Annotated in this window: 20 protein-coding genes; 9 read left to right on the top strand and 11 right to left on the bottom strand. The window is 72.3% G+C overall.

What is annotated here, in order from left to right; all coding sequences use genetic code 11:
- Window positions 1–23 precede the first annotated feature (23 nt).
- Entirely contained in the window at window positions 24–797 is a 774-nt protein-coding gene (locus tag JOD31_RS16265; protein WP_020185711.1) for a ferredoxin--NADP reductase, read from the top strand.
- A 246-nt stretch (window positions 798–1043) separates the two neighbouring features.
- On the opposite strand, the gene JOD31_RS16260 is transcribed toward JOD31_RS16265, so the two are convergent.
- A complete protein-coding gene (locus JOD31_RS16260) occupies window positions 1044–2531 on the bottom strand; it encodes a methyl-accepting chemotaxis protein (RefSeq protein ID WP_204951807.1) in 1488 nt (495 codons plus the stop codon).
- A gap of 336 nt (window positions 2532–2867) precedes the next feature.
- Between JOD31_RS16260 and JOD31_RS16255 the strand changes: the two genes are divergently transcribed.
- Window positions 2868–4322: a cobyric acid synthase gene (locus JOD31_RS16255; RefSeq protein WP_204951806.1), complete on the top strand. Its 1455-nt coding sequence runs from the start codon at window positions 2868–2870 to the stop codon at window positions 4320–4322.
- On the opposite strand, the gene cbiB is transcribed toward JOD31_RS16255, so the two are convergent.
- Window positions 4315–5286, bottom strand: a complete 972-nt coding sequence (cbiB, locus tag JOD31_RS16250) for an adenosylcobinamide-phosphate synthase CbiB (protein WP_204951488.1) — start codon at window positions 5284–5286, stop codon at window positions 4315–4317. The two genes, JOD31_RS16255 and cbiB, sit on opposite strands and share 8 nt — an antisense overlap.
- 102 nt (window positions 5287–5388) lie before the next feature.
- On the opposite strand from cbiB, the gene JOD31_RS16245 reads away from it, so the two are divergent.
- Window positions 5389–5820, top strand: a complete 432-nt coding sequence (locus JOD31_RS16245) for a DUF1636 family protein (RefSeq protein WP_204951487.1) — start codon at window positions 5389–5391, stop codon at window positions 5818–5820.
- On the opposite strand, the gene JOD31_RS16240 is transcribed toward JOD31_RS16245, so the two are convergent.
- Together JOD31_RS16240 and cobA are read right to left on the bottom strand one after the other, a co-directional pair.
- Window positions 5785–7086 (bottom strand): cobyrinic acid a,c-diamide synthase CobB, encoded by a 1302-nt coding sequence (locus JOD31_RS16240; RefSeq protein ID WP_204951486.1) that lies wholly within the window; start codon window positions 7084–7086, stop codon window positions 5785–5787. The two genes, JOD31_RS16245 and JOD31_RS16240, sit on opposite strands and share 36 nt — an antisense overlap.
- Window positions 7086–7940 carry a uroporphyrinogen-III C-methyltransferase gene (gene cobA, locus JOD31_RS16235; RefSeq protein WP_246482555.1) on the bottom strand — a complete coding sequence of 285 codons (855 nt, stop codon included), beginning with the start codon at window positions 7938–7940 and terminating at the stop codon, window positions 7086–7088. Before cobA ends, JOD31_RS16240 begins: the two co-directional genes overlap by 1 nt.
- A 77-nt stretch (window positions 7941–8017) precedes the next feature.
- Between cobA and JOD31_RS16230 the strand changes: the two genes are divergently transcribed.
- The 3 genes from JOD31_RS16230 (at window position 8018) to cobM (ending at window position 11041) form a co-directional block, all read left to right on the top strand.
- Window positions 8018–8779: a cobalt-precorrin-6A reductase gene (locus JOD31_RS16230; protein ID WP_204951484.1), complete on the top strand. Its 762-nt coding sequence runs from the start codon at window positions 8018–8020 to the stop codon at window positions 8777–8779.
- A gap of 251 nt (window positions 8780–9030) precedes the next feature.
- Window positions 9031–10269, top strand: coding sequence for a precorrin-6y C5,15-methyltransferase (decarboxylating) subunit CbiE (cbiE, locus tag JOD31_RS16225; RefSeq protein ID WP_204951483.1), 1239 nt, complete (start codon window positions 9031–9033; stop codon window positions 10267–10269).
- Between the two features lie 10 nt (window positions 10270–10279).
- Window positions 10280–11041, top strand: coding sequence for a precorrin-4 C(11)-methyltransferase (gene cobM, locus JOD31_RS16220; RefSeq protein WP_204951482.1), 762 nt, complete (start codon window positions 10280–10282; stop codon window positions 11039–11041).
- 49 nt (window positions 11042–11090) lie between these two features.
- Here the strand turns inward: cobM and cobJ are convergent, their stop codons facing one another.
- The 4 genes from cobJ to cobG all read right to left on the bottom strand — a co-directional run bounded on the left by cobJ (window position 11091) and on the right by cobG (window position 15705).
- Window positions 11091–12767 (bottom strand): precorrin-3B C(17)-methyltransferase, encoded by a 1677-nt coding sequence (gene cobJ / locus JOD31_RS19780; RefSeq protein ID WP_204951481.1) that lies wholly within the window; start codon window positions 12765–12767, stop codon window positions 11091–11093.
- Window positions 12764–13492 (bottom strand): precorrin-2 C(20)-methyltransferase, encoded by a 729-nt coding sequence (locus tag JOD31_RS16210; RefSeq protein ID WP_204951480.1) that lies wholly within the window; start codon window positions 13490–13492, stop codon window positions 12764–12766. Before JOD31_RS16210 ends, cobJ begins: the two co-directional genes overlap by 4 nt.
- On the bottom strand, window positions 13489–14115 hold the full coding sequence (locus JOD31_RS16205; protein ID WP_204951805.1) for a precorrin-8X methylmutase: 627 nt from the start codon (window positions 14113–14115) through the stop codon (window positions 13489–13491). The genes JOD31_RS16210 and JOD31_RS16205 overlap by 4 nt, the downstream gene beginning before the upstream one ends.
- Before the next feature lie 330 nt (window positions 14116–14445).
- Window positions 14446–15705 carry a precorrin-3B synthase gene (gene cobG, locus JOD31_RS16200; RefSeq protein WP_204951479.1) on the bottom strand — a complete coding sequence of 420 codons (1260 nt, stop codon included), beginning with the start codon at window positions 15703–15705 and terminating at the stop codon, window positions 14446–14448.
- A gap of 90 nt (window positions 15706–15795) precedes the next feature.
- On the opposite strand from cobG, the gene JOD31_RS16195 reads away from it, so the two are divergent.
- From JOD31_RS16195 to JOD31_RS16185, 3 genes are all read left to right on the top strand, one after another.
- A complete protein-coding gene (locus JOD31_RS16195; RefSeq protein ID WP_204951478.1) occupies window positions 15796–16026 on the top strand; it encodes a hypothetical protein in 231 nt (76 codons plus the stop codon).
- A gap of 22 nt (window positions 16027–16048) precedes the next feature.
- Window positions 16049–17437, top strand: coding sequence for an amidase (locus JOD31_RS16190; protein ID WP_246482554.1), 1389 nt, complete (start codon window positions 16049–16051; stop codon window positions 17435–17437).
- Between the two features lie 90 nt (window positions 17438–17527).
- The gene (locus JOD31_RS16185; RefSeq protein WP_204951476.1) at window positions 17528–17917 is read left to right on the top strand and encodes a hypothetical protein; all 390 of its coding nucleotides are present in this window, start codon (window positions 17528–17530) and stop codon (window positions 17915–17917) included.
- Between the two features lie 101 nt (window positions 17918–18018).
- Here the strand turns inward: JOD31_RS16185 and JOD31_RS16180 are convergent, their stop codons facing one another.
- The 3 genes from JOD31_RS16180 to ureC all read right to left on the bottom strand — a co-directional run bounded on the left by JOD31_RS16180 (window position 18019) and on the right by ureC (window position 22307).
- The gene (locus JOD31_RS16180; protein WP_204951475.1) at window positions 18019–19023 is read right to left on the bottom strand and encodes a Bug family tripartite tricarboxylate transporter substrate binding protein; all 1005 of its coding nucleotides are present in this window, start codon (window positions 19021–19023) and stop codon (window positions 18019–18021) included.
- A 165-nt stretch (window positions 19024–19188) separates the two neighbouring features.
- The gene (locus tag JOD31_RS16175) at window positions 19189–20403 is read right to left on the bottom strand and encodes a lytic murein transglycosylase (protein ID WP_204951804.1); all 1215 of its coding nucleotides are present in this window, start codon (window positions 20401–20403) and stop codon (window positions 19189–19191) included.
- Between the two features lie 191 nt (window positions 20404–20594).
- On the bottom strand, window positions 20595–22307 hold the full coding sequence (gene ureC / locus JOD31_RS16170) for an urease subunit alpha (RefSeq protein ID WP_204951474.1): 1713 nt from the start codon (window positions 22305–22307) through the stop codon (window positions 20595–20597).
- Window position 22308 lies beyond the last annotated feature (1 nt).

Below are 22308 nucleotides of genomic sequence, written 5' to 3'. Positions count from 1 at the left end.
GCGAGCTGAGAGACCGAGAGACGATGAGCAAGTATCTTGAAGAGCGCGTGACCCACGTGAAGCACTGGACGGACACCCTGTTCAGCTTCCGCACCACGCGCGATCCGTCGTTCCGCTTCCGCAACGGCGAGTTCACGATGATCGGCATCGAGGTCGAGGGCCGCCCGCTGGTGCGCGCTTATTCGGTGGTCTCGGCGAACTACGACGAGGAGCTCGAGTTCTTCTCGATCAAGGTTCAGAACGGGCCGCTCACCTCGCGGCTCCAGCATCTCAAGGTCGGCGACCCGATCCTCGTCGGCAAGAAGCCGACCGGCACGCTGGTGCTCGACAACCTGCTGCCAGGCAAGAACCTCTACCTGCTCGGCACCGGCACCGGCCTCGCGCCGTTCCTGTCGATCATCAAGGACCCCGAGACCTACGAGCGCTTCGAGAAGGTCGTGCTGGTCCACGGCTGCCGCCAGGTGAGCGAACTCGCCTATGGCGAGCTGATCACCGAAGGCCTGCCGAAGGACGAGCTGATCGGCGAGCTCGTGAGCGAGGGCCTGATCTACTACCCGACCGTCACGCGCGAGCCCTTCCGCAACCGCGGCCGCATCACCGACCTGATGGCCTCCGGCAAGCTGTTCGAGGACATCGGCCTGCCGATGATGTCGAAAGAGAACGACCGCTTCATGCTGTGCGGAAGCCCGGACATGATCCGCGACACCCGCCAGCTGCTGGTCGACGGCGGCTACGAAGAGGGCAACCACGGCGAGGCTGGGCACTTCGTGATCGAGAAGGCCTTCGTCGAGAAGTGAGCCTCGGGACGAAACGCGAAAGGGCCGCGCGAGCGATCGCGCGGCCCTTTTTGTTTGGACGGCGCGGCTTTCGTCTCCGCGAATGAACCCCGCCGTCATTCCGGGCGAAGTCCCGCAATCCATCATCCCGCCGGTGGTGACCGCTCTCGAACGGCGGGATGATGGGCCCCGGCACGTCGGCCGGGGCGACGTCGAACGTGGACTGACCGTCGCGCTTCTACGAGCCGCCCGGCCCCGATTTCGGGGTCACGCGATCGAGCGCGACGCCGCCCGCACCTGCTGCGTCGCGGCGTCGATGTCGGAGGCCGAGCGCGCGATCGAGTTGAGGCTCTCCGTCACCGTCTCAACCGCCCGCGCCGCCTCGTGCATGTTCGCCGACATGTCCTGCGTCACCGCGGACTGCTCCTCCACCGCCGAAGCGATGCTGGCGGAGGCGCTGTGGATCTGCTGGATGGTCGCGACCACCGCGCGAATGGCGTCGACGACGCCGGAGGTCGAACTCTGGACCGTCGCCACGTTGCGGGAGATCTCGTCGGTGGCCTGGGAGGTCTGCGCCGCGAGGTTCTTCACCTCGGCGGCCACCACCGCGAAGCCGCGGCCGGCCTCGCCGGCGCGCGCCGCCTCGATGGTGGCGTTGAGCGCGAGCAGGTTGGTCTGGGCGGCGATGTCGCGGATGAGTTCGGTGACCGACCCGATCTCGGTCGCGGAGCTGGCGAGGCCGCCGGCCGTGTCCGACGCGCGGTTCGCGGCGTCCACCGCCTCTATGGTGGTCTTCAGGGCGAAATCCAGCTGGCGGCTGATTTCCGACACCGAGGCCGCAAGCTCCTCGGCGCCGGCCGCGACGCTCTGCACGTTGGCCGTCGACTGCACCGCAGCGCTGGCCGCGCTGGCGGCCTCGCCGTTCGTGATCGCGATGCGCTCCCCGATCTGGTTAAGATCGCCGTCGATCGCGACCTGCACCGAGGCGCGCCGCGCCCGCTCCGCGACCTCGCTGGTGATGTCCGCGGCGAACTTCACCACGCTGATCGGCCGACCGTCCGGGTCCAGGACCGGATTGTAGGTCGCCTGGAGCCAGACCTCGCGGCCGCCCTTTGCGACACGCATGAACTCGCCCGCCTGGTACTCGCCGCGCCGGAGCGCCTCCCAGAACTGCGTGTAGCTCGGACTGGATCTGGCCGCCGGGCTCATGAACATGCTGTGATGGCGCCCCACCACCTCGTCGGACCGGTATCCGGTCGCCGCGAGGAAGTTGTCGTTCGCGTCGATGATGGTCCCGTCGAGATCGAAGCGGATGACCGCCTGGCAGCGCCGAACCGCCGCGATCTGGCCGGCGTGCTCGATGGCCTTGGTCTTCTCGTCCGTCACATTGGAGGCGCACCCGACCACGCCGAGCGGCTTGCCGTCCCGCCCAAGCAGGGGGGCGTAGCAGCCGTGCATCCAGACGTCGGCGCCCCCCTTGGCGATCCGGCGAAAGTCGCCGGTCTGAACCTCGCCGTTGCGCAGGCCGCTCCAGAAGAGCGCGTAATCGGGCTTTGCGGCCTCCGCCGGCTCGACGATCAGCCTGTGGTGCTTGCCCCGAACCTCGTCGAGCGTGTACCCGAAGATCGCGAGAAAGTTTGCGTTTGCGGTCTGGATCACGCCGTCCAGTCCGAGCTCGACGATCGCATGCGACCGGTCGAACGCCTTCAGTCTCTCCGACGCTAATCGCCCGACCAACAGTGAAAATAACGCCATCGACATGCCCCCCGGCATCGTTCCCAAAAATCGGATTGCATCGCAAGAAACATGATAGCCGGCTCATGAACTGGGAGGAGCCGCATCTGGAACTGCGCCAGATCGTGTGCGGATGCGGCACGTTCTGACGATCCAAACCTTGCCGCTACGCCTTGTTCGGCGGTCAATAATCCCGTCGACCGCCTTAGTTCAAAAGCTAATACTCGAATTATTAAGCATCCATTGATGCCGAACGACCACGTCGTGATCTGCATTTCTTCGTAGCCATTGACGCGACGTCTGTCCGTCGAGCGAAAGTCGACTTCGATGTCCCCGCCGTCCCCCACGCCCGCCGTGATGCTGCAGGGCACCGGCTCGAACGTCGGCAAGTCGCTGATCGTGGCCGGGCTCTGCCGCCTGTTCGCGCGGCGGGGCCTCAGGGTCGCGCCGTTCAAGCCGCAGAACATGTCGAACAACGCCGCCGTGACCGCCGACGGCGGCGAAATCGGCCGCGCCCAGGCGCTGCAGGCGCGCGCTGCGGGGCTGCAGCCGCTGACCGACATGAACCCCGTGCTGCTGAAGCCCGAGAGCGAGACCGGCAGCCAGGTGGTGGTGCAGGGCCGCCGGCTCGGAAGCTACCGCGGCAAGGCCTACGGCGCGCTGAAACCGAGCCTGATGCCGGCCGTGCTGGAGAGCTACCACCGGCTCGCGGCCGGCGTGGATCTCATGGTGATCGAGGGCGCCGGCAGCGCGGCGGAGGTGAACCTCCGCGCCGGCGACATCGCCAACATGGGCTTCGCCGAGGCCGCCGACGTGCCGGTCGTGCTGGTGGGCGACATCGACCGCGGCGGCGTGATCGCGACGCTGGTGGGCACGCACGCGCTGTTGCCGCCCAGCGACCTCGCACGCGTAAAAGGCTTCCTCATCAACCGCTTCCGCGGTGACGTCACCATGTTCGATGAAGGCTTGCGGGTGATCGCAAGCCGTACGGGATGGGCGTCTCTAGGGATCGCGCCCTGGTTCGCCGACGCCGTGAAGCTGCCGGCGGAGGACTCCGTCGACCTCGCCTCCCGCGCCGGGCGGCCTGAGGGGCCGATCCGCATCGTCGCGCTCGCTCTGCCGCGGATCGCGAACTTCGACGATCTCGATCCTCTGCGGCTCGACCCGTCCGTCTCGCTCACCCTGCTCAGCGACGGCGCCCCGCTGCCGCCCGAAACCGACCTCGTTCTTCTCCCCGGATCGAAGGCGACCATCGCCGACCTCGCGACGCTCAGGGCCTGGGGTTGGGACGCGGACATCCGCGCCCATGTGCGCCGCGGCGGACGCGTGCTCGGCCTCTGCGGCGGCTACCAGATGCTGGGACGGACCATCGCCGATCCCGACGGCGTCGAGGGCGCGCCCGGAACCGTCGAGGGCCTCGGCCTGCTTGCGGTCGACACCGTGCTGGGGGCGGAGAAGCGGCTCGCGCTGGTCACGGGCCGTCACGTCGCGAGCGGCGAGGAGGTCGAGGCCTACGAGATTCACATGGGCCGCACCGAGGGGCCGGACGCGGCCCGCGCTCCGTTCGAGGTGGCGGGCCGCCCCGAGGGCGCGGTCTCGCCCGACGGCCGCGTGGCGGGAGCCTATCTCCACGGCGTCTTCGCCCGCGACGGTTTCCGTCGCGCCTACCTCGAAGCGCTCGGCGGGACCGGCGAGGCCTACGGCTACGACGCGACGGTGGACGCCACGCTCGACGCGCTCGCCGACCATCTGGAGGCGCACCTCGACGTCGAGGCGCTGCTCGCGATCGCCCGGCGCGAGAGCCTCAGATGAAGACCGCGAGCGCGCCCGCCCAAAGCGCGGCGTGGACCGCGCAGGCCGTCAGGAAAAGCCGCAGGGCGCGGCTGATGTCCTGCGGGGTCGCCTGCGGATCGCCGTCGCGGTTCATGTAGGGATCGTCGACCAGACGGCCACCGTAGCTGCGCGGCCCGCCGAGCGCGAGCCCGAGCGCCCCGCCGGTCGCGGCCTCCGGCCAGCCGGCGTTCGGCGAGGCGTGCAGCGGCGCGTCCCGCCGCATCGCGGCCCAGGCCTTTCGCCAGGGCCGGCGCGTCAGCAGCGCCGCCACGACCACGATCGCGCCCGACAGCCGGGCCGGCGCGAGGTTGACGTAATCGTCGAGCCGCGCGGCCGCGCGGCCGAAGGCGAGGTGCCGCTCGGTCTTGTGGCCGATCATGCTGTCGGCGGTGTTGATCGCCTTGTAGGCGATGATACCCGGCAGCCCGAGCACCACGCCCCACAGCGCCGGCGCCACCACGCCGTCCGCGAAGTTCTCGGCGAGCGATTCGATCGCGGCCCGCGACACGCCGGCCTCGTCCAGCCGCTTCGGATCGCGGCCGACGATCATCGAAACGGCCTGACGCGCGGCGCCGAGCCCGCCCGCGGCGAAGGCGGTCCGGACCGCGGCGACGTGGAGGTAGAGGCTCTTCTGCGCCAGGAACACGCTCGCCACGGCGCCCTCGGCGACGACGCCGAAGGGAATGTCGGCGAGTGTCCAGGCGATCACGGCGCCCGTCGCCAGCGCGGCCAGCGCGACGATCGTTATGGCGACGACGCCCCGCCTGCGACGCTCGCTCTCGTCGAGGTCCAGCCGGTTGAGCCTGCGGTCGAGCGCCTCGATGCCGCGGCCGATCAGCACGACGGGGTGGGCGACCCGCCGCCACACCCTGTCGGGGTCTCCGACCAGCGCGTCGATCGCCAGCGCGATCAACACCATCAGCGCGTTGTGCGCGAGATCCATTCGCTAAGCGTCCCCCGTCCCGCCGACGATGGCGGCAAACGGCACGGCCCGCGCCGCTTGGTCAAGTGGTCGGACGGCTAGGTTTGATGCTAGGAGCGGACCATGAGCGCGCCCGTGACCCTTACGATCTGCCGCACCTGCCGCCCCGAAGGCGCGCCCGAGGACGCCGAACGCCCCGGCGCCGCCCTGCTCCGCGAGGTCGTCGCCGCGGTCGCCCTGCGGGACGCCGGCGCGACGGTGGAGGTGAAGGCGATCGCCTGTCTCTCCGCCTGCTCGCGCGCCTGTTCGGCCACGGTCTCGGGCGAGGCCAAGTTCGGCTATGTCGTGGGCAACCTGTCGCCGCTCGACGCCGCCGACCTCGTCGGCTTCGCGCTCGCCCACGCCGAGAGCGCGGACGGAATCCCGCCGTGGCGCGCGCGCCCCCAGGTGGTGCGCAAGAACACCATCGCCCGCCTGCCGCCGCATGGCGTCGCCCACGCGTTGGTGGAGGAGCCGGCGTCAGCCGCCGTCGATGAGGTGCAAGAAGGAGCCTGACACCGGGCCGGCCGCAAGGCCGCAACGGGTCCCGTCGGGAAGCTCGAACAGCGGGTCGCCCGTCTCGGCCAGCACCGAGGCGTAGTGGAACTCGTGCGCCCGGTAGGTCGCGCCGTGAGCGCCGAGCGCGCTGTCCGCGACGAGCGTCGCGTGCCGGTAGCCCAGATGCAGCCTTCGCGTCGCGAACGAGGTCTCGAGCCGGAGCAGGCCGAGCATGGCGTGGCGGACGCCGTCCGCGTCCACGAGGCCGTCGCCCAGGGCCATGTAGCCCCCGCACTCGCCGAACACCGACGCCCCGCGATCGACCGCGTCGCGCATCCCGGTCCGGAAACGCCCGGCCGCCGCCAGCCGGCCGGCGTGGAGTTCGGGGTAGCCGCCGGGCAGGTAGACCGCGTCGGCGTCCGCGTCCGGCGCTTCGTCGGCGAGGGGCGAGAACGGCATGAGCTCGGCTCCGCTCTCCCGCCAGGTTTCCAGCAGGTGAGGATAGGCGAAGCGGAACGCGACGTCGGAGGCGACCGCGATGCGCGAGCCCAGCGGCGGAACCGCCGGGCGGCCGACGTGGGAGACGGCGCGCGGCAGCGGCCGGGCCAGCGCCCGGAGCGCGCCGAGGTCCACATGGGCTGCGACGAGGGCCGCGGCGCGGTCGAGGAAGCCTTCGAGGTCCGACATCTCCTCGGCCTGGACGAGGCCCAGATGCCGCGACGGCGTCTTGAGCTCCGCACGACGCGGCAGCGCGCCGAAGACCGCGATCCCCGCCTCCGCGCAGCCCTCGCGCAGCAGCGCCTCGTGGCGGGGGCTCGCGACGCGGTTCAGCACCACGCCCGCAACGTCGGGCCCGCCGGCGCGGCGGCGGAACCCGTCGACCACCGCGCCGACCGATTGCGCCATGCCGCCCGTGTCGACCACCATCACGACCGGCGCCTCCAGCATGCCGGCGACCTCCGCCGTGCCGCCCCGCCCCTCCACGCCGGTCTCGGCCGCGCGGTCGAACAGACCCATGACGCCTTCGACGACGAGCAGGTCCGCCCCCTCGCCCGCCGCGGTCGCGAGCGTCAGCACCCGGTCGCGCCGCATCGCCCAGCCGTCGAGGTTGAGGCAGGGGCGGCCTGTAGCGGCCGCATGGAACCGGGGATCGATGTAATCCGGCCCGATCTTCGCGGAGCCCACCGCGACGCCCGCCGAGCGGAACGCCCGCAGCAGGCCGAGCGTCAGCGTGGTCTTGCCGGAGCCGCTGGCCGGCGCGGCGACGACCAGCGCGGGCGTCATCAGCCCACGTCGTCCACGGGCGCGGCGTAGCCGCCGACGCCGAGCACGGGCGCCAGCGCCACGACCCCGCCGACCACGACCAGCACCGGCGGCTCCAGGCCGCCCGCGTCCTCGCCCGCGGCGAGCCGCCCGAGCGTGGTGCGCACCACCTTCTGCCGCGGGGTGGTCGCCTGCGCCACGATCGCCGCGGGCTCGGAGTCCGGACGCCCCGCCTCCATCAGCTTCTGGGCGATCACCTGCATGAGGCGAAACCCCATGTAGACCACCAGCACGGGCGAGCCCGCGGACAAGGCCGCCCAGTCGAGCCGCGCGGACAGGCCGCCGGAGGCGTCGTGCGCCGTGAGGAAGGTGACGGACTGGTTGACGTCGCGGTGGGTCACGGGGATGCCGGCCGCAGCCAGCCCGCCGACGCCGGCGGTCACCCCCGGCGCGACCCGGAACGGCACGCCCGCCGCGACGAGCCCCTGGGCCTCCTCGGCCCCGCGGCCGAAGACGTAGGGGTCGCCGCCCTTCAGCCGCAGCACGCGCTTGCCGGCGCGGGCGGCGTCGATCAGCCGGGCGTTGATCTCGGACTGCTTCGGCGACGGGCACCCCGCCCGCTTGCCCACGAAGGCGAGTTCGGCGCCGGGGGCCGCGAAGTTCAGCACGGCGTCGTTGACGAGCGCGTCGAAGAAGACGACATCGGCCTGCGACAGCCCCCACGCGGCCTGCAGAGTGAGAAGTCCGGGATCGCCCGGCCCGGCGCCGACCAGCCAGACCGAGCCGGCGGCGAACACGGGCAGCGCGCGCGCAAAGGCGGGATCGAAGGCGACGGGGGCGGAATGAACGCGCGCGGGATCAGAGGCAGTCGACATGCGCGGGACCATGGCGGTTCGGACGGCGCCGCACAATCCCGCGCCGTCATGTCGTTTCGGATAAAGGCGGCGTTGTGATGGCGGCCGGCCCGCACGTTCTGGTGCTCGGCGGCTCGTCCGAGGGCTTCGCCGCGGCGGAGCGCTTTTCGACGCTCGGCTGCGACGTCACCACCTCCTTCGCCGGCCGCACCGGCGCGCGGCGCCAGCCGGTGGGACACGCGCGCGTCGGCGGATTCGGCGGCGCGGAGGGGCTTTCGGAGTACCTCAAGACTGAGCGTGTGGCGCTGGTGGTCGACGCCACGCACCCCTTCGCCGCCCGCATGAAGGCCAACGCCGCGGCGGCCTGCGCAGCGACGCGGACGCCGCTGATCCATGTGGAGCGGCCGGCGTGGCGGCCTCAGCCCGGCGACGACTGGCGGATGGCGCCCGACGTGACGGCCGCCGCCGCGCTCGCGCCTGTGACGGACGGGCCCTGCTTCGTGACCGTCGGTCGCCAGGAGATCGCGCCCTTCGCCGCCCGCCGCGACCTGACGTTGCTGCTCCGCGTGATCGACCCGCCGGACGCGCCGTTCGACCATCCGGCGGCGACCTTCCTCTGCGACCGCGGCCCGTTCGCGCTGGAGGCGGAGCGTCGCCTATTTGCGGACCGCGGGATCGGCTCCGTCGTCTCGAAGAACAGCGGCGGCGCGGCGGCGGAAGCCAAGCTCGTCGTGGCGCGGGAACTCGGACTACCGGTCGTCATGGTGGAGCGCCCGCCTCGCCCTGAAGGACTGACCGCAGGAAGCGTCGACGAAGCTGCCCGGCTGGCGGCGGAAATGCTGGGTTTGCCGACGTCTTGAGCCATCTGGGTCGCCCTCGCCGTCGTCCTCCGGCTCGACCGGAGGACCCATCTGCGGCGTAGAGATCGACGTCGGAGGTGGATGGTCCGGTCAAGCCGGACCATGACGGCGAGGGTGACATGACGGTTGCGAGCGGCGACGACAGTCCGCGCGCCTCCTAAACCTATCTCTCACCTCCTCATGCCGAGGAGCATGCCGTAAGGCATGCGTCTCGAAGCACGCACTCCTCTCAGAGCCGGCGCCCGGATCCCATGACCCGCTCCCCTGATCACCCCCGCTGGCTCACCGTGGTCGGCGTCAATGAGGACGGCCTCGACGGTCTCGGCCTCGCGGCCCGCGCGGCGCTCGCGACTGCGGAGAAGGTCGTCGGCGGCGCGCGGCACCTCGAACTGATCCCGGCCTCGGCGTCTCCGAAGGCCGAACGCCACGCCTGGCCCTCGCCCATGCTGCCGTTCCTCGACGTGCTCGTCTCCTGGCGCGGGCGGACGACCGTCGTGCTGGCGAGCGGCGACCCGTTGCTCCACGGCGTCGCCGCCACGCTGCTCGGGCGGGTGGGGCCTGAGGAGATGACCGTGCTGCCGGCGCCTTCCGCCTTCCAGCTCGCCTGCGCGGCGATGCTGTGGCCGGTCGCCTCCACCGCCCTCGTCACCGCCTGCGGCCGGCCGGTGGAAAGCCTCGCCGCCGAGCTTCACGACGGCGCCCGCATCGTGCTGTTCTCCGCCGGCGGCGCGACGCCCGCCGCGGCCGCCGCGCTGCTGGTCGCCCACGGCTACGGCGACAGCGCGGTCACAGTGCTCGAGCGGCTCGGCGGGCCTCAGGCCGCGGCGACTTCGCTCCCCGCCCATGCGGTCGGCGACCGCGTCTTCGACCAGCTCAACACGGTGGCGATCGCCTGCGTCGCGGGGCCGGACGCGCGGCTGCTGCCGCGCGTGCCGGGCCTGCCCGACGACGCCTTCGCCAACGACGGCCAGATCACCCGGCGCGAGGTGCGCGCGCTGACGCTGGCGAGGCTCGCCCCCCTCCCCGGGGCGCTGCTGTGGGACGTCGGCGCAGGCTCCGGCTCGATCGGCGTCGAATGGATGCGCGCCGCCCGCGGGGCGCGCGCCATCGCGCTGGAGCCGCGGGCGGACCGCGCCGCCCGCGCCCGCGCCAACGCCGCCCGTCTGGGGGTTCCCGGCCTCGACGTGCGCGAGGCCGCGGCGCCGGAGGGTCTCGCCGGGCTGCCCCGGCCCGACGCGGTGTTCCTCGGCGGCGGCGCAACCGCGCCCGGCGCGCTGGAGATCTGCTGGGCCGCGCTGAAGCCCGGCGGGCGGCTCGTAGCCAACGCCGTGACGCTGGAAACCGAGACGAAGCTGCTCGCGGCGCGCGGGACGCTGGGCGGCGACCTCGTGCGCCTGCAGATCGCGAACGCCGAACCCGTGGGCCGCATGACGGGGTGGCGGCCGGCGATGCCGATCACCCAGTTCGTCGCCACGAAGCCGCGGACCTGAGGAGGCGGATGTGACCGTCCATTTCATCGGCGCAGGCCCCGGGGACCCGGACCTCATCACGGTGCGCGGCCGCGACCTGATCGCGCGCTGTCCGGTCTGCCTCTACGCCGGTTCGCTGGTGCCCAAGGCCGTGGTGGCCTATGCGCCAGAGGGCGCGCGCGTGCGGGACACCGCCGGCATGGCGCTGGAGGAGATCGTCGCAGAAGTCGAGGCGGCGCATGCGGCCGGCCTCGACGTCGCGCGCGTGCACTCCGGCGACCCTTCGCTCTACGGCGCGACAGCCGAGCAGTTTGCAGCGCTCGCCGCCCGCGGCATCCCCTACGAGATCACCCCCGGCGTGCCCGCCTTCGCCGCTGCCGCCGCGCGGCTGGGCGTGGAACTCACCGTGCCGGAAGTGGCGCAGACCGTCGTCCTCTCCCGGCTTTCGGGCAGAGCTTCGCCGATGCCGCCGGCCGAGACGCTCGCGAACGTCGCGGCCTCCCGCGGCACGCTGGCACTTCACCTCGCCGCGAAGCAGCTTCCCCGCATCGCAGCCGAGTTGACCCCGCTCTACGGGGCGGACTGCCCCGTCGCGCTGGTCGCCCGCGCGACCTGGCCGGACGAGGTCATCGTGCGGGGGACGCTGGCCGACATCGTCGAGAAGGCCGCGCCTTATGGCGTGGAGCGCACGGCGCTGGTGCTGGTGGGCTGGGCGCTCGGCGGCGCAGGCGACGCGACGAGCGCGCTCTACGACGCCGCGCACGACCGGCATCTGAAACCGGCGACGGAGTGAAGCGTCTCGAAGCACGCACCCGCCCAGAAACGCGCTGCTTAAAGAGGCCTTATCCGCCCGCCTCGTCATCCAGATAACTGCGGGGCGTGTAGAGCCACGTCTTGCCGTCGGCGCGGGCGAAGGCGCGGGTCCTGGACGATCCGATCAGCACCAGCGTGCGCATGTCGACAAGCTCGGGGTCGAGCTCGCCAAGCGTCGTGAGGGTGAAGCCCTCGCCCCTCCGCCCGACGCTGCGCGCCAGCGCCACCAGCGTCTCCGGCGCGCGCCGGGCGCGGAGGATGTCGAGCGCGCGAACGAGCTGCTCGCGGCGGGTCTTGGAGGCGGGGTTGTAGAGCGCGATGACGAAGTCGCCCTCGGCCGCGGTGGCGAGCCGCTGCGCGATGATCTCCCAGGGCTTCAGGTAGTCCGACAGCGAGATGGTCGCGAAATCGTGGCCGAGCGGCGCGCCGAGGCGGGCGGCGGCGGCCTGCATGGCGGAGACGCCGGGCGTGACCTCGACCGCGACCGAGGGCCAGCCCGCGGGCGCAGCCTCCAGCGCTTCCATCACCGCCGCCGCCATGCCGAACACGCCGGCGTCGCCGGAGGAGACGACCGCCACCTCGCGCCCTTGGGCTGCGAGCGTCAGTGCCGCCTGCGCGCGCTCGACCTCGACGCGGTTGTCGGATCCGTGGCGGCGCTGGCCGGCGCGCTCCGGCGCCATGGCGAGATAGGGCTCGTAGCCCACGAGATCGGACGCGCGGTCGAGCGCGGCGGCCGCGTCCGGCGTCAGCCAGCCGCGCGGGCCGGGGCCGAGGCCGACCACGGTCACGCGGCCCGGCGCGCGGCCGAAATCCTCGGGCGCGACGGGCGCCGAAAAGTGATGGATGCGCAGGCCGGGCTCGGCGTGGATCGTCTCGCCGTCCTCCAGCCGCTGCTCGACGATCCTGAGCGGGACGCCCCGCGCGATGAGCGCCTCGACAAACAGGTGGTGCAGCGGCGCGCCTTCAGGGGCCAGCGCCACGCCGAGGGCGGCCGGCGCGAGGGCGAGCCGCGCCAGCGCGGCGTCGAAGGCCTCGAGCGTCGCCATGTCGGGCCGGTCGAAGGCCGCGACCAGCACCTGCGGGTGGAACAGCAGGCCGTCGGCCGGCGCGGGAACCTCCTCCGCCGTCACCCGCAGCAGCACGGCGCCGTCGCCGTCCTGCGGCAGGTCGGACGCGCGGAGCCAGGGCGCCTCGCCCTCGATCCGGGCGCGGGCGCCGGCCAGCAGGTCGGAGGTGACGCGCTTGGCGTCCTGCGGGTTCGCCAGCACATAGCCCGCGGGCGGGGTTTCAAGCACCAGCCCGAAGCGGCGCGCGCCGGCGCCCGTGATGGCCGCCGCGCCGCCCAGCGCCGCCGCGACCGTCCGCGCCAGCACGTCCGCGCCGGCGAGGCCGCCGAGCAGCGGCACGACAGACGATCCGTCGTCGGAGACCGCCAGCACCGGCGGCTCGGCCTGCTTGTCGCGCAGCAGCGGCGCGATCAGGCGGATGAGGATGCCCGCGGCGCAGACGCCGAAGATCGGCCGGCCGGCGCGAAACGCCTCCGCCACCGCGCCGGCGGCGTCCTCGAAGACGCCGTCGAGGTCGGCGACGCGGCCCGCAAGCCCCGCCGTCTCCCCGCCCACGGCCGCCGCCGTCCGCCGCGCGGTCTCGGCGCCGGAGGCGTTGAAGGCGAAGACGATCGGCCGAGGCGCGGCGTCGCGCGTCACGGCGTCTCGAGACCGGGCAGCACGATGATGGAGAAGTAGGGCACCGAGGCCGGGTCGACCTCCGCCGCGGGCAGCACGCGCTCGCGCTCCTGACTGGCGCGTTCCACGTAGAACGCCCGCTCAAGCACGCCGGCGGCGTCGAGCGCCGCGCGCACCTTGGCGAAGGTGCGGCCAAGCTTCATGACGACGGCGGCGTCGGCGGCGGCGAGGCGCCGCGTCAGCTCCTCGGCCGGAAGCGTGCCGGGGATGACGGTGACGGTGTCGCGCCGGAGCACCAGCGGGCGGCCGAGCGCGACCGGGGCCGCCATCACCGAGGAGACGCCGGGCGTCACCGTGGTCTCGTAGCGGTCCTTCAGCCGGTGGTGCCAGTAGATGAAGGAGCCGTAGAAGAACGGGTCGCCCTCGCACAGCACGCAGACGTCGAGACCCCGGTCGAGGCGGGACGCGATGTCCTCGGCGCTCGAATCGTAGAAGTCGCGCATCACCTGCGGGTAGGACGGCAGGTCCGCCTCGGGGCTCGCCGTTACGGGGTAGACCAGCGGCAGCAGCTCCTGGTCGGGGCGGAGATGCGGCCGCGCGGCCGCGAGCGCCACGCCGTTGCCGGCCTTGGCCGCGGGATAGGCGATGACCTGCGCCTGCTGGATCAGGCGGAGCGCCTTCAGCGTCAGAAGCTCCGGATCGCCGGGGCCGACGCCGACGCCGGAAAGTCGTCCGGGGGCGGTCATTCCTTGGGGTCCGCGACGGCGTTGATCGCGGCGACCGTCATCGCGCTGCCGCCGCGCCGGCCAAGCAGCGTGAGGAACGGCACGCCGCGGGGATTCGCCGCCAGCTCGTCCTTCGACTCCGCTGCGCCGATGAAGCCGACCGGCAGGCCGAGGATCGCCGCGGGTCTCGGCCAGCCGGCGTCGAGCCGCTCCAGCAGGTGAAACAGCGTCGTCGGCGCGTTGCCGATCGCGACCACCGCCCCTTCCAGCCGGTCGCGCCACAGCTCGACGGCGGCGGCGGAGCGCGTGGTGCCAAGCTCGGCCGCGAGCCCCGGGGTGCGCGGGTCGTCGAGGAAGCACAGCACCTCGTTGTCGGCGGGCAGGCGCGATCGTGTGACGCCGGAGGCGACCATCTTGGCGTCCGTGATGATGGGCGCGCCATTGCGCAGCGTCGCGCGGCCGGCCGCGACCACGGCGGGATCGAACCGGACGTCGGCGGGAAGGTCTGTCATGCCGCAGGCGTGGATCATCCGCACCACGGCTCCGGCCACGTCGTCGGGCAGTCCCCCAAGATCGGCCTCCGCCCTGATCGTCGCGAACGAGCGGCGATAAATCTCCGCCCCGTCCTTCACATAGTCCATCACGCCCGCCCTGAAGCCTCGCGACAGCCTTGTGACGGGGGCGGCGCCGGCTGGCAAGGCGTCTCTTGGCTTAAACGTCGCCGAGACGCCGCAAGCTTCCAGCAGTGCGGTCGCTGCTTCGAACGGCGGAGCCAGGCTCGAGCGCTCCGGACGCGCGCGACGTCATGGTCCACCTCTCCCCTTGCGGGAGAGGGTTGGGGTGAGGGGTCGCCTGGGACGCCCTCCGTCGCCGCCAAGGATGTCCCGGACGAGCCCTCATCCGGCCGGCGCCTTAGCGCCGTCCACCTTCTTCCGCTGGGGGAGAAGGGAAGACCGGGGCTCCAAGCGCGCAGGTCATCCTCGCTGCGCCAGCCACTCCAGAATCGCGTCGGCGTCGGCCTCCGCGAGCCGGCCGACGGCCGGTCCCGGCCGGCGGGGGGCGGCGTGGGCGTGGAGGGTCCAGCCGGGAGCGTCGCTTGCGCCCAGCAGCAGCAGGTCGGCGTCCGCCGGGCCCGCGCAGCCCTTGCCGCAGGCGGAGAGGTGCACGCGCGCCAAGGGCGCGGCGCCGCTGGCCGCCGCCCGGGCGAGGAGCGCGAGGCCGGCGCCTTTCGCGGGCTCCCGCGCGCGGACGCAGGAGGGTGCGCCGGCGCAGGCGACGACGGTGAGGCGCTCCACGACGGCGACGGGCGGAAACCCCACGGCGTCCGACCGTCTCAGCAGGTCGGCGGCCCTCGCCGGCGCGACGCCCGGCAGCACCACCGCGGACCAGGGCGCCAGCACCAGCGCGCCCTCCCCGTCCTCGTCCGCGCGGGCGGCCAGCCAGCGCAGCTGGCCGGCGTCCAGCCGCCCCACGGCCACGGGAACGACCACCGCCGCACGGCCTTCGGCGTGCGACGCCGGCAGCGCGCCGAAGACCGGACGCACCTCGGCTGGCCATGCGACGTCGCCGCAGGGCGCAGCGAGGCCGGACGCGACGAGATCGGCGGCGACGACATGCGGCGCGAGATCGCGCGCGCGCGTGTCGGGGCCGAGCGCCGCGGCGGCGCGGGCGACCGCGAGGACTGCGGCGACCGCGGTCTCCGGCTCCGTCGCGACGCCCAGCGGCCGGCCGGCGAGAGCGAGCGCCAGAGCGCCCCGCCCCGCCCCGTCGCGCCGGGCCAACAGCGTCAGATCGGAGGCCGTGGCGGCGAGGCCGGCCCGGCCGCCGCCGTCGAGCGCGATCGAAAACTTCGGCGAGAGATCGGCGGCGACGTCCGCGGAGCCCAGCGCATCCGCCAGCGCAGCGGCCAGAGGCCTAAGGTCCGCGATCTCCGTCGGGTCGAGCCCTGCCAACGGATCGAGCAGCACGTTGCGCCGTCGATCAGCCTCCCCGCCCACGTAGAGGCCGACGGCGGCGAGCCGCTCGCCAAGTCTTGGCCCGGCGTCGAGCGACAGCCCGCGGATCTGGAGGTTGGCTCGGTTGGTGAGATCGATGACGCCGGAGCCGAGCGTCCCGGCGGCGTCCGCCACCCCGCGCGCCTGGTCCGCGCTCAGGCGACCTCCGGGCGTGCGGACGCGCGCGAGGCCGCCATCGGCCATCTCAGCGAGATGCGCTATGCCAGGACATTCGGCCATGGCGTTGTCGTCGCGCTCTGGCACGGAAAACGCAAGGGCGGGAGGATCGCGCGGATCTTCCACGCACCGAACACAGGGACACGAGGCCGCATGCCGCACGAACCGCTGACGCCAGAGACCGCTCGCGCCATCGCCGCGCTCGGAGGCCTCGCCATCGACGCGGAGAGCGGCGAGCGCGTCGCCCGTTCGGTGAGCGCCGTGACCGCAGCGGCGGCGGGCTTTCAGGATGCGCTCGGCTTCGAGGACCAACCCTCCGACTTCGCCCGGCTGCGCCGGACGATCGCCGCGGCCGCACGCAGCGCCGGCGGTTTCCATGACTGAGGCCGCCGGGACTTACGCGACCATGACCGACGCGACGGAACTCGCCTATCTCGACCTCGTCGACGCCGCGGCGGCGGTCGCCGCGAAGCGCGTGTCGTCGCGTGAGCTGACCGAGGCGCTGATCGCGCGAATCGAACGCTGGCAGCCGCACGTCAACGCCTTCACGTCGTTCGAGCCCGAGGCCGCGCTGCTCGCCGCCGACAGGGCCGACGCCTCAGAGCCCACCCGCCCGCTGCACGGCGTGCCGCTCGCCCACAAGGACATGTTCTACGCCGCCGGCAAGGTGGTCTCCTGCGGCTCGGCGCTCCGCGCTGACTGGGTCGCGACCGAGACCGCGACCGTGCTGGAGCGGCTTGAGGCCGCGGGCCAGATCAGACTCGGCGCGCTCGGCATGGCGGAGTTCGCCTATGGCGTCACCGGCCACAACAGCCATTTCGGCCACGCCCGAAACCCGTGGAATCCCGAGCGCATCACTGGCGGCTCGTCGTCCGGCTCCGGCGTCGCGGTGGCGGCGGGCTTGAGTTTCGCGGCGCTCGGCTCCGACACCGGCGGCTCGGTGCGGCTGCCCGCGCACTTCTGCGGCGTGACGGGACTGAAGACCACGCTCGGCCTCGTCAGCCGCGCCAACGCCATGCCGCTGTCGTCCACCCTCGACACCATCGGCCCGCTCGCCCGCTCCGCCCGCGACCTGCGCCTCATCATGCGCCTGGTCGCAGGCCCGGACCCGCTGGACGGCGAGACCGGCGAGCCCTGGCGCGAGGACGACCGGCCGGCCTCCGCCATGACCATCGGCGTGCCGACGAGCTTCTATGTGGAGGACCTCGACGCCGACGTCGCGAGCGCCTTCCAGCAGGCGATCGAGACCTTCCGCTCGCTCGGCTGCCGCATCGTCTCGGTCGACCTGCCGGACGAGGCGCTCCTCAGCAGCGCGGCGCTGATCGCCCTCGGCGCGGAGGCCGCGGCCCTGCACCGGCGCAACCTCGCGGAGCGTCCGGAGCTCTACGGCGAGCAGACCCGCGCGCGCCTCATCAACGGCTTCGGCTACTCCGGCGTGCAATATGTCGACGCGCTCCGCGGACGCGGGCCGGCGCTCGCCCGGCGGATCGAGCACATGGGCGCCTGCGACGCGGTGATCGCCCCGATCGCGCGCTTCCCCGCGCCGCCGATCGCCGACACCGACGTCGGCGCGCGGTTCGACGGCGTGGTGGCCGCGGTCTCCGCCCTGATGCGGCCCGTGAACTATCTCGGCCTGCCCGCGATCGCGCTGCCGGCCGGCCTGTCGCGCGACGGACTGCCGATCGGCGTCCAGGTGATGGGACGCCCGTTCAACGATCCCGCGCTGCTCACCCTCGGCGAAGCCTTCCAGAGCGCGACCGACCACCACCGCAGGAGACCGCCGGACCCCTCCTGACGCCCCGGAACCTCTCGGGCCCTCGTGCGTTGTACGGAACGAAGACGGGTTTTGCCGTCAAGATTTTCCGGAAACTGAAGGGGTTTGATCATGGTGGATCGTAAAGTAAGCGGCCTTGCAGGCGACGCCGGCGATCAGCTCGCGCACCTTCGGGACACCATCGCGGAGCTGGGCGAACGTGTGTCGACCCTCGCCGGCGAACGCGCCCGCGACGCCCGCAAGCGCGCCCGCTCGGCGGCGAAGTCGTTCGGCCCCGGCGCGAGCACGCTCTATGACGACGGCGTCGACGCGCTGCAGTCGGCCGCCGACAACGCCGTGTATTACGGCCGTCGCGCCAGCCACGTCGTGCAGCGCAACCCCGGCCTTTCGCTGCTTGGGCTCGCGATCGGCGTCGGCGTCGTCGCCGCGATCGTCTACGCCAGCCAGGAAGAAGACCGCCGCTGGTACGAGCGCGGCGGCCGCCGCGGCGGCTGGTTCTGAGCTTCGGCCTTTAGGCCCTAAAATGAAAAAGCGGCGTCGCAAGACGCCGCTTTTTTTGTGCGCGGAGCGCGTGGAACGCGGAGCGCTTCCGCCCTTGTGCCTCAGTCGATCTGCGCGCCGGAGTCCTTCACGATCGGCGCCCACTTGGCGAGCTCGGTCTTCACCAGCGTCGCGAGTTCCTCCGGGGTCGAGCCTACGGTCACCGCGCTGAAGTCCGAGAGCTTCGCCTTCACGGTCGGATCGTTCACCGCCTTGACCGCGACCTCGTTCAGCTTGGCGATCGCCTCCGGCGGCGTGCCCTTCGGCGCGAACAAAGCGTTCCACGAGTAGGTGTCGTAACCCGGCAGCGTCTCGGCGATCGCCGGCAGGTCCGGGAAGGTCGGCACCCGCTGCGCCGTCGTCACGCCGAGCGCGCGCAGGCGGCCGGCTTTGATGTGCTCGGTCGAGGACGGCATGTTGTCGAACTGGATCGGCACCTGCCCCGCGATCACGTCCACCAGAGCCGGGCCCGAGCCCTTGTAGGGGATGTGGATCAGGTCGATGCCCGCCAGCTTCTTGAACAGTTCGCCCGAGAGATGCAGCGGCGAGCCGTTGCCGGACGAGGCGTAGGAGTACTTGCCGGGATCCTTCTTCGCCATGTCGATCAGCTCCTGCACCGTCTTCGCGCCGAAGTTCGGATTGACGGTGAGGACGTTCGGCACGTTCACGAGCAGCGAGATCGGCGCGAAGTCCGTCTCGGCGTTGTAGGAGATCTTCTTGTAGAGCGCGGGGTTGAGCGCATGGGTCGCGACCGTGCCCATCAGGATGGTGTAGCCGTCGGGCTCCGCCTTCGCGACCGTGCCCGCGCCGAGGTTGCCGCCGGCGCCGCCGCGGTTGTCCACGATCACCTGCTGGCCGAGCGTCTCGCTCATCTTCGCCGCAACGAGACGCGCGACGAGATCCGTCGAGCCCCCCGGGGCGAACGGCACGATCAGCGTGACGGGGCGGCCGGGAAACCCTTGCGCCAGGGCGGGCGCCGCCAGCGGCCCGAGCGCCGCGGAGCCCGCCGCGGCGCCGATCAGCCCGCCGAAGCGCCGGCGCGTAAGGGTGAGATTCTCGTTCGACATCGACGTTCCCTTGTTCGTTTCTTGCGGGCCTGACGAAGACCTGAGCGCCCCGAGGGCGCGTGACTGTGGCATGCCGCCGCGGCTCGGTCGACAGGGTCCCAGGCGCCGTCGCCGCCGGTTGACGCGCTTACGATCACAACCGCGTCGGCGCGCGGCGCGACCGGATCACCGCCCGACGGTCTTCACCAGCCCGGCGTCGGGGTAGCACGTCGGCGCTTGCCCCTTGCCCACCTGCCAGCGGCCGATGGCGACGCGGGTGCGGAAACCCACGAGGCCGTCCGCCGTGCCGACGTCGTGCCCCTGCCCCTCCAGCCGCCGCTGCATGGCGGCGACGTCGGTGCGGTCGAAGCCCTTCGGCGCGGTCCAGGAGCCTGCGATCGGCCGCCCGGCGCCGAAGCGGTCCGCGAGATGGCCCACGAACAGCGCGTAGAGGTCGCTCTCGTTGTACTCCTTCAGCACATAGAAGTTCTCGGAGACGAGGAAGGCCGGCCCCGAACGCCCGGCAGGGTTCAGCAGGAACAGCTTGCGGCCCGCGTCCTTCGTGAACGCGCCGCCGGGCTTCGGCCGAACGCCCGCCGCGGCCCATTGCGCGACGGTGAGGCCCTGGTCCGGCCCCTCCAGCGTGCAGGCGACCTCCGCCGGAAGCTCCACCTCGACGCCCCACGCCCGGCCCGGCGCCCAGCCGTGCTTGCGCAGATAATTCGCGATCGAGCCGAGGCTGTCGGGCACGGAGGCCCAGATGTCCCGGCGGCCGTCGCCGTCCATGTCGACGGCGTTCTCGAGATATTTCGACGGCAGGAACTGCGGCTGGCCCATGGCGCCAGCCCAGGAGCTCTTCATGGCCGCGAGGCTGACGTGATCGCCTTCGAGGATCTTCAGCGCCGCGACGAGTTCGGGGAAGAACTGCTCCTTGCGCGCGCCCATGAACGCCTCGGTCGCGAGCGCCCGCACAGCGGAATAGGGGATCGAAGCCCGCCCGAAGCGCGATTCGCGCGCCCAGATCGCCGCCACGATCTCGCGCGGCACGCCGAAGCGCTTCTCGATCTGGTCGAGCGCGGCCTTCCATTTGACGAGCTCGGCGCGGCCCTCCTTCACGAGCGCTGCGAAGTTGGCTTCGGCCACATAGCGCGCGGGGTCCGAAAACTCCGGCTGCCGCTGCGCGCGTGCCGGCGGCGCGCCGGGCGGCGCAAGGTCCGGCAGGCTCCAGTCCAGCGCGACGTCCCGCGTCGCGGCCTCGAAGGTCTGCGCGGAGACGCCCGCCTTCAGCGCCGCCGGACGAACGGCGGAGCCGAGCCAGGCCTTGAACGCAGCCTCGACGGGCGGACGCTGGGCTTCGGGGAGGGTTTCCGCATGCGCCGGAAGCGCGAGGCCGAAAACGATACCGACGAACGCGAGGAGCCCGGCGACACCCGCACCCCCCTTGTCCCGGCCCCGAGCCGGGATCCGGACGCGCGCCGATCTCCGGACAGCCGCGGCGACTGGCGCGTTTTCTTCGAAACGCCCCGTGGGTCTGGGTCCCGGCTCAAGGCCGGGACAAGGCCCGAGGCGCGCCGGGACGCCGAGCAGCCTCCTCAGAACAGAAAATACCGCTGCGCCATGGGCAGGACGTCGGCCGGTTCGCACGTGAGAAGCTCCCCGTCGGCGCGCACGTCGTAGGTCTCGGGGTCGACCTCGATGACCGGCGTGGCGTCGTTCAGAATCATGCTGGCCTTGGATATCCCGCCGCGCACGTTCGTCACAGCCACGAGTTCGCGCGTGAGGCCGAGGCGCTGGCCGAGGCCGTCCTCGATCGCGGCCTTCGAGGTGAAGATCACCGACGACTTCTGCAGCGCGCGTCCGAACGAGCCGAACATCGGACGGTAGTGCATGGGCTGCGGCGTCGGGATCGAGGCGTTGGGGTCGCCCATCGGGGCGGCGGCGATCATCCCCATCTTCAGCACAAGGTCCGGCTTCACGCCGAAGAACGCCGGCGACCACAGCACGAGGTCCGCGAGCTTTCCCACCTCGACCGAGCCGACGTGCGCCGAGATCCCGTGCGCGATCGCCGGGTTGATCGTGATCTTGGCGATGTAGCGACGGACGCGCAGGTTGTCGTTGTCGCCGGTCTCTCCGCCGAGACGCCCGCGCTGGACCTTCATCTTGTGCGCGGTCTGGAAGGTGCGGATGCCGACCTCGCCGACGCGGCCCATGGCCTGGCTGTCGGACGAGATGATGGAGAGCGCGCCCATGTCGTGGAGGATGTCTTCGGCGGCGATCGTCTCCTTGCGGATGCGGCTCTCGGCAAAGGCCACGTCCTCGGAAATCGAGGGGTCGAGGTGGTGGCACACCATGAGCATGTCGAGATGCTCGTCGAGCGTGTTCACCGTGTAGGGCCGCGTCGGGTTGGTCGACGACGGGATGACGTTCGGAAGGCCCGCGACCTTGATGATGTCGGGCGCGTGGCCGCCGCCGGCGCCTTCGGTGTGGAAGGCGTGGATGGTGCGGCCCTTGAAGGCGGCGATCGTGTCCTCCACGAAGCCGCTCTCGTTCAGCGTGTCGGAGTGCAGCATGGCCTGCACGTCGAAGGCGTCGCAGACGGTGAGGCAGCAGTCGATCGCGGCGGGCGTCGTGCCCCAGTCCTCGTGCAGCTTCAGCGCCGCCGCCCCGCCGCGGATCTGCTCCTCGAGCGCCGCCGGCAGCGAGGCGTTGCCCTTGCCGGAGAACAGCAGGTTCACGGGGAAAGCTTCGGCGGACTCGATCATCCGCGCCAGATGCCACGGGCCGGGCGTGCAGGTGGTCGCGGTCGTGCCGGTGGCGGGACCCGTGCCGCCGCCGATCATGGTGGTGACGCCGGAGGCGATCGCGTCGTCCACCTGCTGCGGGCAGATGAAGTGGATGTGGGCGTCGATCAGCCCCGCGGTCAGGATCTTGCCCTCGCCCGCGATCACCTCGGTGCCCGGCCCGACGACGATCGTCACGCCCGGCTGCACGTCGGGATTGCCGGCCTTGCCGATGGCGGCGATGCGGCCGTCCCTCAGGCCGACGTCCGCCTTGATGATCCCGCCATGGTCGACGATCAGCGCGTTGGTAATCACGGTGTCGACCGCCCCTTGCGCCCGGCTCGCCTGCGACTGCCCCATGCCGTCGCGGATGACCTTGCCGCCGCCGAACTTCACCTCCTCGCCATAGGTGGTGAAGTCCTTTTCCACCTCGATGATGAGGTCGGTGTCCGCGAGCCGCAGGCGGTCGCCGACCGTCGGGCCGAACATGTCGGCGTAGGCCGAGCGGGAGATCTTTGCGGGCATG

The organism is Methylopila capsulata, from assembly GCF_016907975.1.
Classification (GTDB): domain Bacteria; phylum Pseudomonadota; class Alphaproteobacteria; order Rhizobiales; family Methylopilaceae; genus Methylopila; species Methylopila capsulata.
This window is presented reverse-complemented; position numbering and strand designations above follow the sequence as displayed.